Source organism: Nocardioides bizhenqiangii (genome assembly GCF_034661235.1).
Lineage (GTDB): Bacteria > Actinomycetota > Actinomycetes > Propionibacteriales > Nocardioidaceae > Nocardioides > Nocardioides bizhenqiangii.
Genome location: NZ_CP141059.1, coordinates 4,267,200 through 4,281,557, shown reverse-complemented (window position 1 = coordinate 4,281,557; position 14,358 = coordinate 4,267,200). Strand labels below are relative to the sequence as shown.

Annotated in this window: 13 protein-coding genes and 1 pseudogene; 11 read left to right on the top strand and 3 right to left on the bottom strand. The window is 70.8% G+C overall.

Going from position 1 to position 14,358, the window contains the following annotated elements:
* Window positions 1-28 precede the first annotated feature (28 nt).
* The 9 genes from SHK19_RS20700 (at window position 29) to SHK19_RS20660 (ending at window position 10,460) form a co-directional block, all read left to right on the top strand.
* The gene (locus tag SHK19_RS20700; RefSeq protein WP_322937337.1) at window positions 29-1,603 is read left to right on the top strand and encodes a sugar ABC transporter ATP-binding protein; all 1,575 of its coding nucleotides are present in this window, start codon (window positions 29-31) and stop codon (window positions 1,601-1,603) included.
* The gene (locus SHK19_RS20695; protein WP_322454513.1) at window positions 1,600-2,688 is read left to right on the top strand and encodes an ABC transporter permease; all 1,089 of its coding nucleotides are present in this window, start codon (window positions 1,600-1,602) and stop codon (window positions 2,686-2,688) included. Before SHK19_RS20700 ends, SHK19_RS20695 begins: the two co-directional genes overlap by 4 nt.
* On the top strand, window positions 2,685-3,695 hold the full coding sequence (yjfF, locus tag SHK19_RS20690) for a galactofuranose ABC transporter, permease protein YjfF (protein WP_322454514.1): 1,011 nt from the start codon (window positions 2,685-2,687) through the stop codon (window positions 3,693-3,695). The genes SHK19_RS20695 and yjfF overlap by 4 nt, the downstream gene beginning before the upstream one ends.
* Window positions 3,692-4,714 carry a LacI family DNA-binding transcriptional regulator gene (locus SHK19_RS20685; RefSeq protein ID WP_322937336.1) on the top strand — a complete coding sequence of 341 codons (1,023 nt, stop codon included), beginning with the start codon at window positions 3,692-3,694 and terminating at the stop codon, window positions 4,712-4,714. The genes yjfF and SHK19_RS20685 overlap by 4 nt, the downstream gene beginning before the upstream one ends.
* Window positions 4,714-6,399 (top strand): ribulokinase, encoded by a 1,686-nt coding sequence (gene araB, locus SHK19_RS20680; RefSeq protein ID WP_322938718.1) that lies wholly within the window; start codon window positions 4,714-4,716, stop codon window positions 6,397-6,399. The genes SHK19_RS20685 and araB overlap by 1 nt, the downstream gene beginning before the upstream one ends.
* Window positions 6,396-7,073, top strand: coding sequence for an L-ribulose-5-phosphate 4-epimerase (locus SHK19_RS20675; RefSeq protein WP_322937335.1), 678 nt, complete (start codon window positions 6,396-6,398; stop codon window positions 7,071-7,073). The genes araB and SHK19_RS20675 overlap by 4 nt, the downstream gene beginning before the upstream one ends.
* Before the next feature lie 9 nt (window positions 7,074-7,082).
* Window positions 7,083-8,585, top strand: a complete 1,503-nt coding sequence (gene araA / locus SHK19_RS20670; protein WP_322454517.1) for an L-arabinose isomerase — start codon at window positions 7,083-7,085, stop codon at window positions 8,583-8,585.
* 238 nt (window positions 8,586-8,823) lie between these two features.
* Window positions 8,824-9,588, top strand: coding sequence for a histidine phosphatase family protein (locus SHK19_RS20665; protein WP_322937334.1), 765 nt, complete (start codon window positions 8,824-8,826; stop codon window positions 9,586-9,588).
* A complete protein-coding gene (locus SHK19_RS20660) occupies window positions 9,585-10,460 on the top strand; it encodes an NAD(P)H-hydrate dehydratase (RefSeq protein WP_322937333.1) in 876 nt (291 codons plus the stop codon). Before SHK19_RS20665 ends, SHK19_RS20660 begins: the two co-directional genes overlap by 4 nt.
* Before the next feature lies 1 nt (window position 10,461).
* Here SHK19_RS20660 and SHK19_RS20655 read toward each other — a convergent pair whose 3' ends face one another.
* The 3 genes and pseudogenes from SHK19_RS20655 to SHK19_RS20645 all read right to left on the bottom strand — a co-directional run bounded on the left by SHK19_RS20655 (window position 10,462) and on the right by SHK19_RS20645 (window position 11,641).
* Window positions 10,462-10,848: a DUF6766 family protein gene (locus SHK19_RS20655; protein WP_322938717.1), complete on the bottom strand. Its 387-nt coding sequence runs from the start codon at window positions 10,846-10,848 to the stop codon at window positions 10,462-10,464.
* An 82-nt stretch (window positions 10,849-10,930) separates the two neighbouring features.
* Window positions 10,931-11,137: pseudogene (locus tag SHK19_RS20650) on the bottom strand (DUF6766 family protein); the annotation flags it as partial.
* Window positions 11,138-11,227: 90 nt separating this feature from the next.
* Window positions 11,228-11,641 carry a hypothetical protein gene (locus SHK19_RS20645; protein WP_322454522.1) on the bottom strand — a complete coding sequence of 138 codons (414 nt, stop codon included), beginning with the start codon at window positions 11,639-11,641 and terminating at the stop codon, window positions 11,228-11,230.
* A gap of 127 nt (window positions 11,642-11,768) precedes the next feature.
* On the opposite strand from SHK19_RS20645, the gene SHK19_RS20640 reads away from it, so the two are divergent.
* Window positions 11,769-12,107, top strand: coding sequence for a hypothetical protein (locus SHK19_RS20640; RefSeq protein WP_322454523.1), 339 nt, complete (start codon window positions 11,769-11,771; stop codon window positions 12,105-12,107).
* 150 nt (window positions 12,108-12,257) lie between these two features.
* A complete protein-coding gene (locus SHK19_RS20635; protein ID WP_322454524.1) occupies window positions 12,258-14,357 on the top strand; it encodes an MMPL family transporter in 2,100 nt (699 codons plus the stop codon).
* Window position 14,358 lies beyond the last annotated feature (1 nt).

Here is a 14,358-nt window from a genome sequence, read left to right as displayed (position 1 = left end):
CGGGCGCGCGGTCCAACGAGGAGGATCGATGACGCACACCCAGGACCAGGTGGTGACCGTGCGACCGGATTCGAGCCGACAGCCAGTGATCGAGATGCGTGACATCTCCATCACCTTCGGCAACGTGCCCGCCCTGGACCGCGTCTCGCTGCGGCTCTATCCCGGCGAGGTCCATGCGCTGATGGGCGAGAACGGCGCCGGCAAGTCCACCTTGATCAAGGCGCTGACCGGCGTCTACGCGATCGACTCGGGGACCGTCCTCATTGCGGGTGAGCAGCAGGAGTTCCACACCCCGGCCGCTGCTCAGGCGGCCGGGATCAGCACCGTCTACCAAGAGGTCAACCTGGTACCCAACCTCACCGTCGCCGAGAACATGCTGCTCGGCCGCGAGCCGCGTCGCCTCGGCGCCATCAACGTCCGCGCGATGAACCGGCGCGCCCGGCAGACGCTCGAGCGCCTCGGCCTCGACGTCAACCCGGGGTCGCTGCTCGGGAGCCACCCGATCGCCATCCAGCAGCTGGTCGCCATCGCCCGCGCCGTCGATGTGGACGCCCGGGTCGTGATCCTCGACGAGCCGACCTCCAGCCTCGACGCCGACGAGGTCGAGAAGCTGTTCGACGTGGTGCGCCGGCTGCGCGAGCAGGGCGTCGCGATCGTCTTCGTCTCCCACTTCCTGGACCAGGTCTACGAGATCGCCGACCGGATGACCATCCTCCGCAACGGCCGCCTCGTCGAGGAGCGGATGGTCGCGGAGACCAGCCAGCTCGAGCTGGTCCGGCTGATGATCGGTCGCGAGCTGGAGGTCCTGGAACGGCTCGACCGCGACCACGGTCGAGCAGCGCCGACCAGCGCGACCCCGGTGCTCACGGCCATCGGGCTGGGCCGGAAGGGGTCACTGGAAGCAACCGACCTGACCCTCTTCGAGGGCGAGGTCGTCGGCATCGCCGGGCTCCTCGGCTCGGGGCGCACCGAGCTCGCCCGGCTGCTCTTCGGCGCCGACACCGCCGACCACGGCGCCCTCGAGGTGCGGAGCACCCGCCGGCGCCTGCGCAGTCCCCGGCACGCCCTCGACCGGAAGATCGCGTTCTCCAGCGAGGACCGGAAGGCCGAGGGCGTGATCGGTGATCTCACCGTCGCCGACAACATGCTGCTCGCGCTGCAGGCGTCACGCGGGTGGCTGCGCCCGATCTCGCCGGCGACGAGAGCCAGGCTCGTGCGCGAGTACATCCAGGCTCTGGACATCCGGCCGACCGATCCGAACGCGCTGATGCGCAACCTCTCCGGCGGCAACCAGCAGAAGGTGCTGCTCGCCCGGTGGCTGATCACCGAGCCGGACGTGCTCATCCTCGACGAGCCGACCCGCGGCATCGACATCGGCGCCAAGACGCAGATCCAGACGATGGTCGCCGACCTCGCCGCCAAGGGCATGTCGGTGCTGTTCATCTCCGCGGAGCTCGAAGAGGTGCTGCGGCTCAGCCACCGGGTCGTGGTCATGCGCGACCGGCGCAAGATCCACGAGCAGCCCAACGACGACCTGAGCGTCGGGGACGTGCTCGAGATCATCGCGGGCGAGGCCCGCGCCGAACAGGAGGACCCTTCGTGACCGACGTCCTGACCCCCGCCCCGACCTCCGACGACGCATCGCCGGCCCGGCGCTCCCTCGCTGCCCGGGTCCTCGGCCATCAGCTGCTGTGGCCGGTCCTCGCGATGGGCCTGATGGTCGTGATCGACGTCCTCGCGAACCCGAACTTCCTCGACATCCGGATCGTGGACGGGCACCTCTACGGCAACCCGATCGACATCGTCCGCAACAGCGCGCCGGTGCTGCTGGTCGCGCTCGGCATGACACTGGTCATTGCGACCCGCGGCATCGACCTCTCGGTCGGCGCGGTCGCCGCGATCGCCGCCGCGGTGGCGTGCACCCGGATCGTCGAGGCGTCGGACGAGGGCGCGGCGTCCGCCGCGATCCTGGCGTGCACGACCGCACTGGCTGTCTGCGTGCTCCTCGGTGTCTGGAACGGCTTCCTGGTCGCGGTGCTGGGCATCCAGCCGATCATCGCCACCCTGGTCCTGATGGTCGCCGGCCGCGGCATCGCCCTGCTGGTCACCGACGGCCAGATCTCCACCCCCACCAACGAGACGTTCAGCGGTCTCGCCTCCGGCCATGTGCTCGGGCTCCCGATCGCGTTCCTGATCGCGATCGGGATGGTCGTGCTGACCGCGCTGCTGACCCGACGTACGGCGCTCGGCATGCTGATCGAGGCGGTCGGCATCAACCCGGACGCGAGCCGGCTCGCCGGGGTGCGCGCGCGCACCATCACCTGGACCGTCTACGTGTTCGCGGCCGTCTGCGCCGGCATCGCGGGGCTGATCATCGCCGCCAACACCAACTCCGTGAACGCAGAGACCCTGGGCCTCTGGATCGAGCTGGACGCGATCCTCGCCGTCGTCATCGGCGGCACGGCGCTGACCGGTGGGCGGTTCTCGCTGGCCGGCACCGTCGTGGGTGCGCTGCTGATCGCCACCCTCGCCCGAACCATCCCGAACATCGGCATCCCGTCGGAGGCCAACTACGTGTTCAAGGCCGTCGTGGTGGTCGTGGTGTGCCTGCTCCAGTCGCCGCGCGCCCGCGCTGCCCTGCGCGTGCGGTCCCGTCGTACCTCCGAGCCGAAGGCGGCAATCGCATGAGCGCCACCACCGCACCGTCCGGCGCCACCGCCCGGTGGGACCGGGTCCGCACCTACGCGCCGCCGAGCCGCTACCTGCCGGTGATCGGCACGTTCGCGCTGTTCGTCGGGATGTTCGGGATCGGCGGCATCCAGTACGACGAGTTCGCCGACACCCAGAACCTCCTCAACCTGCTGCGCGACAACTCATTCCTCATCGTCCTGGCGGTCGGGATGACCTTCGTGATCCTGACCGGCGGCATCGACCTGTCGGTCGGCTCGGTGGCCGCGCTGTCGACGATGGTCCTCGCCAAGACGCTGGAGATGGGCTGGTCGACGTACGCCGCGATGGGTGCCGTGCTGCTCGCAGGGACCCTGTTCGGCGCGCTGATGGGCCTGCTCATCCACTACCTGGACATCCAGCCGTTCATCGCGACCCTGGCCGGCCTCTTCCTGGCACGGGGCATCACCTACCTCATCAGCACCGACCAGATCCCGATCACCAACGAGAAGTTCTTCGAGCTCGCGTTCAAGCAGGTCACCCTCGCCGGGGGCTACTTCACGTACTGGTCGGTCGTGGTAGCGCTGCTGACGGTGGTCGTGGCGGCCTACGTCCTGGCCAGGACCCGGTTCGGCCGCACTGTCTACGCGGTCGGCGGCAACGAGGGGTCGGCAATGCTGATGGGCCTCCGGGTCGGCGCGGTCAAGGTCGGCGTCTACGCGATCAGCGGGTTCTGCGCCGCCCTCGCGGGCATCCTGTACGGGCTCTTCCTCCTCTCCGGCAACAGCCGGGCCGGGATCGGCTGGGAGCTCGACGCGATCGCGGCGGTCGTGATCGGCGGCACCCTGCTGACGGGCGGCCGCGGCTTCGTGATCGGTTCGTTCATCGGCGTGCTCGTCCTCGGCACCATCCAGACCCTCATCAACTTCGAGGGCTCGCTGGACCCGGCGTGGATCCGGATCGCCATCGGCGTCCTGCTGCTCGTCTTCGTCGTGATCCAGCGGCTGATGACCAGGCGGCAGACGTGACCGACCTGAACGGCCGGACGCCGGTGATGGCCGACGTCGCGCGGCTCGCAGGTGTCTCCCACCAGACCGTCTCCCGCGTCGTCAACGGCCAGACCAACCTCCGCCCCGCGACGCGGGAGCGGGTCCTGGAGGCGATCCGGCAGCTCGGCTACCGGCCCAACACCGCGGCCCGGAGCCTGGTCACCCGGCGCTCCGGGACGATCGGCGTGATCGGCTCGAAGAGCGGGTTCTGGGGTCCGAGCACGGTCCACCGCGCGATCCAGGCCGCGGGTCGTGAGGCCGGCTACTTCGTCAGCTCGGCCAACCTGCAGAGCCTCACCCGCACCGAGTTCACCGACGCCATGAACCACCTGCGTGACCAGCACGTCGAGGGGATCGTGCTGATCGCGGCGACCGATGACGCCGTCGAGGCCGCTCGCACCCAGGTCGACCAGGGGGTGCCGGTCGTGGTCGTCGAGGGCGACCAGGAGACGGCGGCGTGGACGGTCGGCGTCGACCAGGTCGCCGGCGCCGAGCTCGGCACCCGGCACCTCATCGAGCTCGGGCACCGCGACGTCCTCCACCTGGCGGGCCCGCCCTCGTGGACCGAGGCCCGGGCACGGTTGCGGGGCTACCGCGACGCGATGTACGCCGCCGGGCTGCGTCCGCTGCGTCACCTCGAGGGCGACTGGTCCGCGCGCAGCGGCTACGAGGCGGGACGCGAGATCGCGGCCCGTGACGACGTCACCGCCGTGTTCTGCGCCAACGACCAGATGGCGCTCGGGCTGCTGCTGTCGTTGTCGGAGGCGGGGCGCTCGGTGCCCAGCGACATCAGCGTCGTCGGCTTCGACGACATCCCGGAGGCGGCGTACCTCATCCCGCCGCTGACCACTGTCCGTCAAGACTTCGCCGCCGTCGGGCAGCGCGCGATCCAGATCCTGCGCGCGGCCATCGGCGCCGAATCCGTCCCCGACCGGCTGATCAGCCCCGAGCTGGTGGTGCGGTCGAGCAGCGTCGCCCCACGAGGAGAAGAAGCGTGATCCAGGAGCAGTACGTCGTGGGCGTCGACTACGGGACCCTGTCGGGTCGCGCCCTGGTGGTGCGGGTCGCCGACGGCGCCGAGGTGGGCACCGCTGTGCATCCCTACCGGCACGCGGTCGTCGAGGACCGGCTGCCGGGATCCGGCGTCGAGCTGGCTCCGGACTGGGCCCTGCAGGTGCCGGAGGACTACCGCGAGGTGCTGCGCGTCGCCGTACCCGCTGCAGTCCGCGACGCCGGCATCGACCCGGCCTCCGTGATCGGCATCGCCACCGACTTCACCGCCTGCACGATGGTCCCGACCCTCGCCGACGGCACTCCGCTGTGCGAGCTCGACGGGCTGCGCGAGCGGCCGCACGCGTTCGTCAAGCTGTGGAAGCACCACGCCGCTCAGCCGCAGGCCGACCGGATCAACGCCCTCGCCGCGCAGCGGGGCGAGTCCTGGCTCCCGCGGTACGGCGGCCTCATCTCCTCGGAGTGGGAGTTCGCCAAGGGCCTCCAGCTGTTCGAGGAGGACCGCGAGGTCTACGACCGCATGGAGCGCTGGGTCGAGGCGGCCGACTGGATCGTGTGGCAGCTCTGCGGCAGCTACGTCCGCAACGCGTGCACCGCCGGCTACAAGGGCATCCTCCAGGACGGGTCCTACCCGTCCGCCGACTTCCTCGAGGCGCTGGCGCCGGGCTTCGGTGGCTTCGTCGCCGACAAGCTCGACCAGCCGATCGGTCGGCTCGGCGACCGCGCCGGCGGTCTCACTGCCGAGGCTGCCGCCTGGACCGGGCTGCCGGAGGGCATCGCGGTCGCGGTCGGCAACGTCGACGCCCACGTCACGGCACCGGCGGCCCAGGCGGTCGGTCCCGGTCAGATGGTCGCGATCATGGGCACGTCGACGTGCCACGTCATGAGCGCCGAGGTGCTGCGCGAGGTACCCGGCATGTGCGGCGTCGTCGAGGGTGGGATCGTCGCCGGCAGCTGGGGCTACGAAGCCGGTCAGAGCGGTGTGGGCGACATCTTCGGATGGTTCACCGAGTCGTCGGTGCCGGCGTCGTACGCTGCCGCGGCCGAGGCGGCCGGCGAGGACCTGCACCAGCACCTGACCCGGCTCGCCGCCGCGCAGGAGGTGGGGGAGCACGGGCTCGTCGCCCTCGACTGGCACAGCGGCAACCGGTCGGTGCTGGTCGACCACGAGCTGTCCGGTCTCGTCGCCGGCCTGACGCTGGCGAGCCGTCCGGAGGACGTCTACCGGGCGCTGCTGGAGGCCACGGCGTTCGGCACCCGCGTGATCGTCGAGACGTTCCGCGACAGCGGCGTCCCCGTAGAGGAGTTCGTGGTGGCCGGCGGGCTGGCGAAGAACGAGCTGCTCATGCAGATCTACGCCGACGTGACCCGGCTGCCGCTGTCCTTGATCGACTCCGATCAGGGACCGGCGCTGGGATCGGCGATCCACGCCGCCGTGGCCGCCGGTGCCTACGCCGACGTGCCGACCGCCGCCAAGTCGATGGGCAAGGTGCGGCGCGGGGTCTACCAGCCGGACGAGGCCCGGGCGGCGGCGTACGACGAGCTCTTCGCGGAGTACCTCGCACTGCACGACCACTTCGGGCGGGCCACCGGCACCATGCGACGGCTGAAGGCCGTCCGGCGTCGCGCGGTCGCGCGCCGCCTCACCGCGACGGAAGGGGAGTGGAGATGACGGTCGTCAGTGACGTGCGCGAGACCATCGCCGCGCTGCGGCGTGAGGTCTGCGCCCTCCACGAGCAGCTCACCCGCTACCAGCTCGTCGTGTGGACGGCCGGCAACGTCTCCGCGCGGGTCCCCGGCCACGACCTGTTGGTGATCAAGCCCAGCGGCGTCGACTACGACGCGCTCACCCCCGAGAACATGGTGGTCTGCGACCTCCATGGCCGGGTGGTCGAGGGCGAGCACGCGCCGTCGTCGGACACCGAGGCGCAGGCGTACGTCTACCGGCACCTGCCCGACGTCGGCGGCGTGGTGCACACGCACTCGTCGTACGCCGTCGCGTGGGCGGCCCGCGGCGAGCCGATCCCGTGCGTCACCACGATGTGTGCGGACGAGTTCGGCGGCGACATCCCCGTCGGCCCGTTCGCGATCATCGGCGACGACTCGATCGGCCGCGGCATCGTCGACACCCTGCGCGACAGCCGGTCGCCGGCGGTGCTCATGCAGAACCACGGGGTCTTCGCCGTCGGCCCGAACGCCAAGGCCGCGGTCAAGGCGGCCGTGATGTGCGAGGAGGTCGCTCGCCAGGTGCACCTGACCCGCCAGCTCGGGGAGCCGGTCCTCATCGAGCAGCAGCACGTCGACGCCCTCTACGACCGCTACCAGAACGTCTACGGCCAACGCTGAGAGGAACACATGTCTGTCAACAACCCCGAGGTCTGGTTCCTGACCGGGAGCCAGTCCCTCTACGGTCCGGAGACGTTGGCCCAGGTCGCGCAGCAGTCGCAGGACATCGCCCGCCGGCTCGGCACCGCTGCCGACGTACCCGTCGAGGTCGTCTGGAAGCCGGTGCTGCTCGACGCCGGCGCGATCCACCGGCAGATCCTCGAGGCCAACAGCGCGCCGGACTGCGTCGGGGTGATCGCGTGGATGCACACCTTCTCGCCGGCAAAGATGTGGATCGCCGGTCTCGACGCGCTGCAGAAGCCGCTGCTCCACCTGCACACCCAGGCCGGCATGGAGCTGCCGTGGTCGACCATCGACATGGACTTCATGAACCTCAACCAGGCCGCCCACGGCGACCGGGAGTTCGGCTACATCCAGTCCCGGCTCGGTGTCCCGCGGAAGACGGTCGCGGGACACGTCGACAACCCCGCGGTCCAGCGCCGGGTCGCCGACTGGACGCGCGCCGCGCTCGGCCGCGCCGAGCTGCGCGACCTGCGACTGGCACGCTTCGGCGACAACATGCGCGACGTCGCCGTCACCGAGGGCGACAAGGTCGAAGCCCAGCTCCGCTTCGGGGTGTCGGTCAACACCTACGGCGTCAACGACCTCGTCACCGTCGTCGACGCCGTCGGTGACGAGGAGATCGACAAGCTGGTCGAGGAGTACGCCGACCTCTACCGGATCGCGCCCGAGCTCCATCCCGGCGGGGAGCGGCACGACGCGCTCCGCTACGGAGCGAGGATCGAGGCGGGCCTGCGCACCTTCCTCGAGGACGGCGGCTTCGGCGCGTTCACGACCAACTTCGAGGACCTCGGCGGCCTCCGCCAGCTGCCCGGCCTGGCCGTGCAGCGGCTGATGGCCGACGGTTACGGGTTCGGCGGCGAGGGCGACTGGAAGACCTCGGTGCTGCTGCGCGGCATGAAGGTCATGGCGCGAGGACTCCCCGGCGGCACGTCGTTCATGGAGGACTACACCTACCACCTGGTCCCCGGCGAGGAGAAGATCCTCGGCGCCCACATGCTCGAGGTGTGCCCGACCATCACCACGCAACGGGCGTCCCTCGAGATCCATCCGCTGTCGATCGGCGGACGCGAGGACCCGGTCCGGTTGCGGTTCACCGCAGACCCCGGCCCGGCGGTGGTCGCCGGCCTGTCCGACCTCGGCGACAGGTTCCGACTCACGGTCAACGAGATCGACGTCGTCGAGCCCGACGAGGACCTCCCCCGCCTGCCCGTCGCGTGCGCGGTCTGGGAACCGCGTCCGTCACTGGCCACCTCGGCCGAGGCCTGGTTGATGGCGGGCGCCCCGCACCACACCGTGCTCTCCAAGGCGATCGGCGTCGACGTGCTCGCCGACTTCGCCGAGATGACCGCGACCGAGATCGCGATCATCGATGCGGACACCTCGCCCCGATCCTTCCAGCGCGAGCTCCGCTGGAGCGCTGCCTACCACCGGCTGGCCGAGCGGATCTGACCACGCCGGGACGGAACGGTCCGGGCGTGGTCCGGGGCGCGTCAGCGGTTGCGCATCGCGGGCAGCACGAACTTGAAGAGCAGGAACAGCGCGACGAGAAGCAGGATGACGAGCAGGACGAACTTCATGGCAGACCTCCTGGGTTGGCCTGGTATTGCCCGGCCGGCGAGCGGCCATACCTGTTGCCCCGGGATCGTCGGGATGGACGGGCCCGGGCGCGGGTAATGGCAGTTCTGACATGACGACGAAGCGGCTGCCCCTGTTCGCCGAGGTGCCGGCGTCGCTGACGCTGGTCCGGCACGGCGAGAGCGAGGGCAACCTGGCGGCCGCGCGTGCCCAGGATGCCGACCGCGACGACATCGAGCTCGACGTACGCGACGCCGACGTGGACCTGTCCGACAACGGGCTCCAGCAGGCCGAGGCGCTGGCCCAGTGGTTCGAGTCGCTGGCCGCCGACGAGCGCCCGACGATCGTGCTCAGCTCGCCCTACCGGAGAGCCCTCCGCACCGCGGAGTGCACGGTCGGTGACACCGGGATCGACATCGTCGTCGACGAGCGGCTCCGCGAACGCGACCTCGGGCTCTTCGACGGGTTGACCAGCCGCGGGGTGCGCGAGCGGTTCTCCGAGGAGGCCGAGCGCCGCGACCGGCTGGGCAAGTTCTACTACCGCCCGCCCCAGGGCGAGGGGTGGGCCGAGGTGGTGCTCCGGGTGCGGTCGCTCCTCGGCGACCTGCGATCGGGCTTCGGCGACGCTCGGATCTGGATGTTCTCCCACCAGGCGGTGATCATGAGCTTCCGCTACGTGCTCGAGGGGATCAGTGAGCAGCGGCTGCTCGAGCTGGACCGGGAGGCGACCATCGGCAACGCGTCCGTCACGACGTTCGAACGTCGCGACGGCGGCCTCGCGCTGGCCGGCTTCGCCGACGACTCGGTGGTGCGCCGGAGCATGGCCGACGCCACCCGCGAGCCGTCGGTGGGGGACCACGGTGAGGAGGCGGGGTGACCGCGCAGGTCCACGTCACGCCCGCGACGCTCCACGGGTGGCCGCTGCCGGCACCGGCCTCGGACAAGCACGGGCGCGGTGTCGTGCTCGTCGTCGGCGGCAGCGCCGGTACGCCGGGTGCGGTGCGGTTGGCGGCGGAGGCGGCGCTGCGCGTCGGGTGCGGCAAGGTCCGGATCGCGACGGCGTCCTCGGCGGCCTCCCGGCTCGCCGCGCTGGTCCCCGAGGCACGGGTCTACGCCTTGGAGGAGACGGCGGACGGCGACCTCGCCGCCGAGAACGGGCCGAGGATCGCCGCCCTCGCCGAGGACGTCGACGCGACCTTGATCGGCTGCGGATTCGTCGATCCCGCTGCTTCCGATGCCCTGCTCGGCGCTGCCTTCCCCGACCTGCGCGGTCCGGTGGTGCTGGACGCCCTGGCGAGCGCGTACGTCGCCGGCCATCCCGAGCTCGGCGACGTGCAAGGTCCGAGCATCCTGACCATGAACCCCAACGAGCTGGCGCACGTGTTGCACCGCGACGCTGCCGAGGTCGCAGGCGAACCCGGACGCGCGGTCGCGGAGCAGGTCTCCGCATCCGGAGCCGTGGTCCTGCTGGGAGGCGAGACCAAGCTCGTCGGTGTCGCCGGCGGACCGACCTACGAGGTGACCGGAGGCGGACCCGGCCTGGCGACGGCGGGGTCCGGCGACGTCCAGGCCGGCCTCGTCGCGGGGCTGCTCGCTCGCGGAGCCGATCCCGACCAGGCCGCCGTCTGGGGCGCGTGGTTGCACGCGACCGCGGGCGAACGAGCTGCCGCGCGCCGGGGCTCGCTGGGCTTCCTCGCCCGGGAGCTGGCCCCCGAGGTTCCTGCCCTGCTCGACGAGGTCGCCGGCTGACTCAGCCCTCGATGCCGGTGGCGTCGTTGGCCTCGCCGACCGGCTTGCTCTCCGGTGAGCCTCGCTGACGCAGGTAGATCGCCAGGACGGCCATCGACCCGACCGCGAGGAACTCCGACTGCCAGTTCTGCAGGGAGCGCGACCAGAAGTCGGCGCTCGTGACGTACTGCGTCCACGTCAACGGGTCCTGGAGCCGACCCAGCCTGGTCTCGTTGAACGCGACCCGCCCGGCGATCGACTGTGCGAGCCACGAGAACAGGAAGACCGCCGCCATCACCAGCGTCAGCGACCACGAGAACAGCGTGGTCCGCAGGCCGCCGACCGCGGCCCAGCTCGGGGAACGGTCGTCGGCGTACGCCCCGACCTTCTGGTCCTTGTCCGACTCCAGACCCGCCTTCTTCAGCTCCCTTGGACTCGGGTGAACCGCGCTGGAGGAGCCAGATCGTCGCCGTGATGAACAGGAGGAACTGGAGGTACTCGCTCTGCCAGTTCTCGGTGACGTCGACGGCGAAGTCCGACGAGACGAGGTACCTGCCCAGCGAGAGCGTGCCGAGCCCGTCGGCCGCCTGCTCGGCGTTGAAGGCCTGCCAGCCGGCGACGGCGTGCCCCACGAGGCTGGCCAGGAAGATCAGCCCGAAGAACAGTCCGAGCGAGTTGTCGCGGATCGCCCTGCGCATGCCCGTCACCACCGCCCGAGGCCGACGGCGAGGAAGTACGCCAGACCGAGGACGATCACGGCCAGGTACCCGATGAACATCACCCGCACCTCAACCCACCTCGATCGCGCAGTCGTGGGGCGTGTCGCCGGACGCGGGCGGACAGCCGACGGCCGTCAGGAGCCACTCGTCGCCGTACCGGGAGAGGAACGCGGTCTCGTCCGCGTAGGCGACCTGGGCCATGGACCCGTAGACCTCGGCCTTCCCGGTCTCGACGGTCTCCGGCAGGTCCTGGTCGAGGATGACCTCCTCGCACGGCTTGCCCTCCTGTTGCGCCAGGGCCTTCCTCGCCTCGGAAGCGAGATCGGCACAGGCGGTAGCGGCGTCGTCGGCGGCGAGCGCGGCGTAGAAGTGGCGGGCGCGATCGGCGGCTGGGTCGCCGGACTGGGCTGCACATCCGGACAGCACGACGCCGGCGACGACCATCGCGCCGATCACCGGTCGCCGGGCTCCTCGCGTAGTCATCACGCCCAGGTTCCACCGCCGTGCGCCGATGCTCAGGACGACGCGCCGCGCGACGACTGATGGGTGCGGACCCTGTTTGCGGCACGCCGCTCCGGGCACCGGTAGGAGTGACCAAGGAGGGGTTTCGATGAGCAAGATGACATTCGTGGCCGGATTCGGCCTCGGCTATGTGCTGGGCGCCCGTGCCGGTCGCCAGCGCTTCGAGCAGATCAAGTCAGGTGCGCAGGGCGTCTGGAACAACCCGAAGGTCCAGGAGACGGTCACCCACGCTCAGGACTTCGCAGCGCAGAAGGCGCCCGAGGTCCAGCACAGGATCGCGGAGACCGCCTCGCACGCGGCCCACCGGGTGACGGACAAGGTCGGCTCGGGCAACGGCACGTCGACCGGTTCGACCGCCAGTTCCGGTGCCGACAAGGGTCCGGGCACGCCGGCGGGGTTCGTCGACAACCCGGCGACCGACAACTGACGACTCAGGTTTTCCTGACTGCGCGGGCGCTTTCCCAGCGACAGGACAACCCCAAGCTCCACTTGACCGGCGGCTCAAGTCGGGCACAAGCCCCGCCCAAGGGTGCTCCTCGATGGTGGTTCTCACGATCCACCGATCAAGGAGAACCCGATGAACCCGCTGCACCGACTAGGTCTGGCGACGGCGCGACACCCCTGGCGCACGTTCGCGGCCTGGCTTCTCGTGCTCGTCGCGATGGGCGGTTTTGCTGCCTCGTTCGGCGGCGAGCTGCGTGACAACTGGAACGTCCCCGACACTCGCGCCCAGCACGGCGTCGACCAGCTGAGGGAGCACTTCCCTGACGCCGGCGGCTCCAGCGCGCAGGTCGTCATCCACGACGGCAGTCGGCTCGAGTCGAGCGTCGTCGAGCAGGTCGTCGCCGATCTCGAGGGCACCGAGCACGTCACGACCGTCACGTCGCGTCTCTCCGAGGACGGCGACACCGCGTTGTTCCACGTCCGTTACGACGTGCCCACCACCGACCCCGACATCTACGGGATCGTCGACCCGCTGTGGGACGCCTCCACTGCCGCCGAGGACGCCGGCTACCAGGTCGAGCTGGGAGGTGAGCTCCCCGGGACCGCTACCGAGATCGAGGGCCGCGGCGAGCTGATCGGCATCCTGGTCGCGCTGGCGCTGCTGGTGATCGCGTTCGGGTCGGTCGTTGCCGCCGGGCTCCCGATCGCCGTTGCCGTCGGCGGACTCGTCGCCGGCTCGTCCGGCGTGATGCTGCTCGCCGGGCTGATGGACGTCTCCACGTCGGCGCCGACGATCGCGACGATGGTCGGCCTCGGGGTCGGCATCGACTACGCGCTGCTCATCGTGACCCGGCACGTCGAGCGGCTCCGGGCGGGGGACCACCCGGTCGACGCCGCCGCCCGGGCCACGGCCACCGCGGGACGAGCGGTCCTCGGCGCGGGGCTCACCGTGCTCGTCTCCCTCATGGGACTGCGACTCGCGGGCCTGCCGACGTACGACGCCTTCGGCTTCGCCACCGCGATCACGGTGATCTGCGTGATGGCGGCCGCACTGACGCTCGTCCCCGCCCTGTGCGCGCTGGCTGGGCGGCGGCTCATGCCGCGGAACGAGAGGAAAGCCCGGCACGAGGCGTCCATCAAGCCGAGGCGTCTCGACCCCAGCGACGGGTGGACCGCGCGCTGGGTCCGGACCGTTGCGAGAAAGCCGGTCGCATGGGCATTGGTGGCGCTGACCGTGCTGCTCGCGCTCGGTGCCCCGGCGCTGGGGATGCGGACCTGGCCGCAGGACGGCGGGACCGATCCGCAGGGCAGCACCACGCGGGCGGCGTACGACCTCGTCACCGACGAGTACGGCGCCGGTGCGAACGGCCCGATCACGTTGGTCGCCGACCTCGACCAGCTCGACCGCCGCGAGGTGGAGACGCTGCACTCCAAGGTCGCGGGTCTCGACGAGGTGGCCCACTCCACGCCGGTCGTCACCTCGCCCGACGGCCGGCTCGCGGTCTGGGACATCGAGCCGACCACGTCGCCGATCGACGAGGAGACCACTGCCTTCCTCGGGGACCTGCGTGCCGACGTGCTCCCCGACGGCGTCGAGGCCACCGGCTACACGCCGATCCTCGGCGACATCTCCGAGCTGCTGCAGGAGCGGCTGTGGTTGGTGGTCGGGTTCGTGGTCCTGGTCTCGGTGCTGTTGCTCATGGTCTTGTTCCGGTCCGTCGTGGTGCCGCTCAAGGCGGCCGCGATGAACCTGCTCTCGATCGCAGCGGCGTACGGCGTCGTGACGCTCGTCTTCCAGCACGGCTGGGGCTCCGGTCTGCTCGGTGTCGACCACGCGATCCCGGTCTCCAGCTGGGTGCCGATCCTGATGTTCGCGGTGCTCTTCGGCCTGTCGATGGACTACGAGGTCTTCCTGCTCTCGGCCGTCCGCGACGACTGGCTCGACACCGGTGACGCCAGGGGATCGGTCGTCCGCGGCCTGGCATCCACGGGACGGGTGATCTCGATGGCCGCGGCGATCATGGTCGCCGTCTTCCTCGGCTTCGCCACCGAGTCCGCGGTCGTCGTGAAGATGCTCGGCGTCGGCCTCGCCGCCGCCGTCGCCCTGGACGCCACCGTCGTCCGGATGGTCCTCGTCCCCGCCACCATGACCCTGCTCGGGCAGTGGAACTGGTGGATGCCCGGTCAGTCGCGCCTCGAAGAGCTCGACGCCACACCCACCCCTATCCCCTGAA

Excerpts from the sequence above, each read along its gene's own strand:
- SHK19_RS20700 (WP_322937337.1), top strand. The coding sequence starts at position 29 with ATGACGCACACCCAGGACCAGGTGGTGACCGTGCGACCGGATTCGAGC.
- yjfF (WP_322454514.1), top strand. The coding sequence starts at position 2,685 with ATGAGCGCCACCACCGCACCGTCCGGCGCCACCGCCCGGTGGGACCGG.
- SHK19_RS20675 (WP_322937335.1), top strand. The coding sequence starts at position 6,396 with ATGACGGTCGTCAGTGACGTGCGCGAGACCATCGCCGCGCTGCGGCGT.
- araA (WP_322454517.1), top strand. The coding sequence starts at position 7,083 with ATGTCTGTCAACAACCCCGAGGTCTGGTTCCTGACCGGGAGCCAGTCC.
- SHK19_RS20665 (WP_322937334.1), top strand. The coding sequence starts at position 8,824 with ATGACGACGAAGCGGCTGCCCCTGTTCGCCGAGGTGCCGGCGTCGCTG.
- SHK19_RS20645 (WP_322454522.1), bottom strand. The coding sequence starts at position 11,641 with ATGACTACGCGAGGAGCCCGGCGACCGGTGATCGGCGCGATGGTCGTC.
- SHK19_RS20640 (WP_322454523.1), top strand. The coding sequence starts at position 11,769 with ATGAGCAAGATGACATTCGTGGCCGGATTCGGCCTCGGCTATGTGCTG.
- SHK19_RS20635 (WP_322454524.1), top strand. The coding sequence starts at position 12,258 with ATGAACCCGCTGCACCGACTAGGTCTGGCGACGGCGCGACACCCCTGG.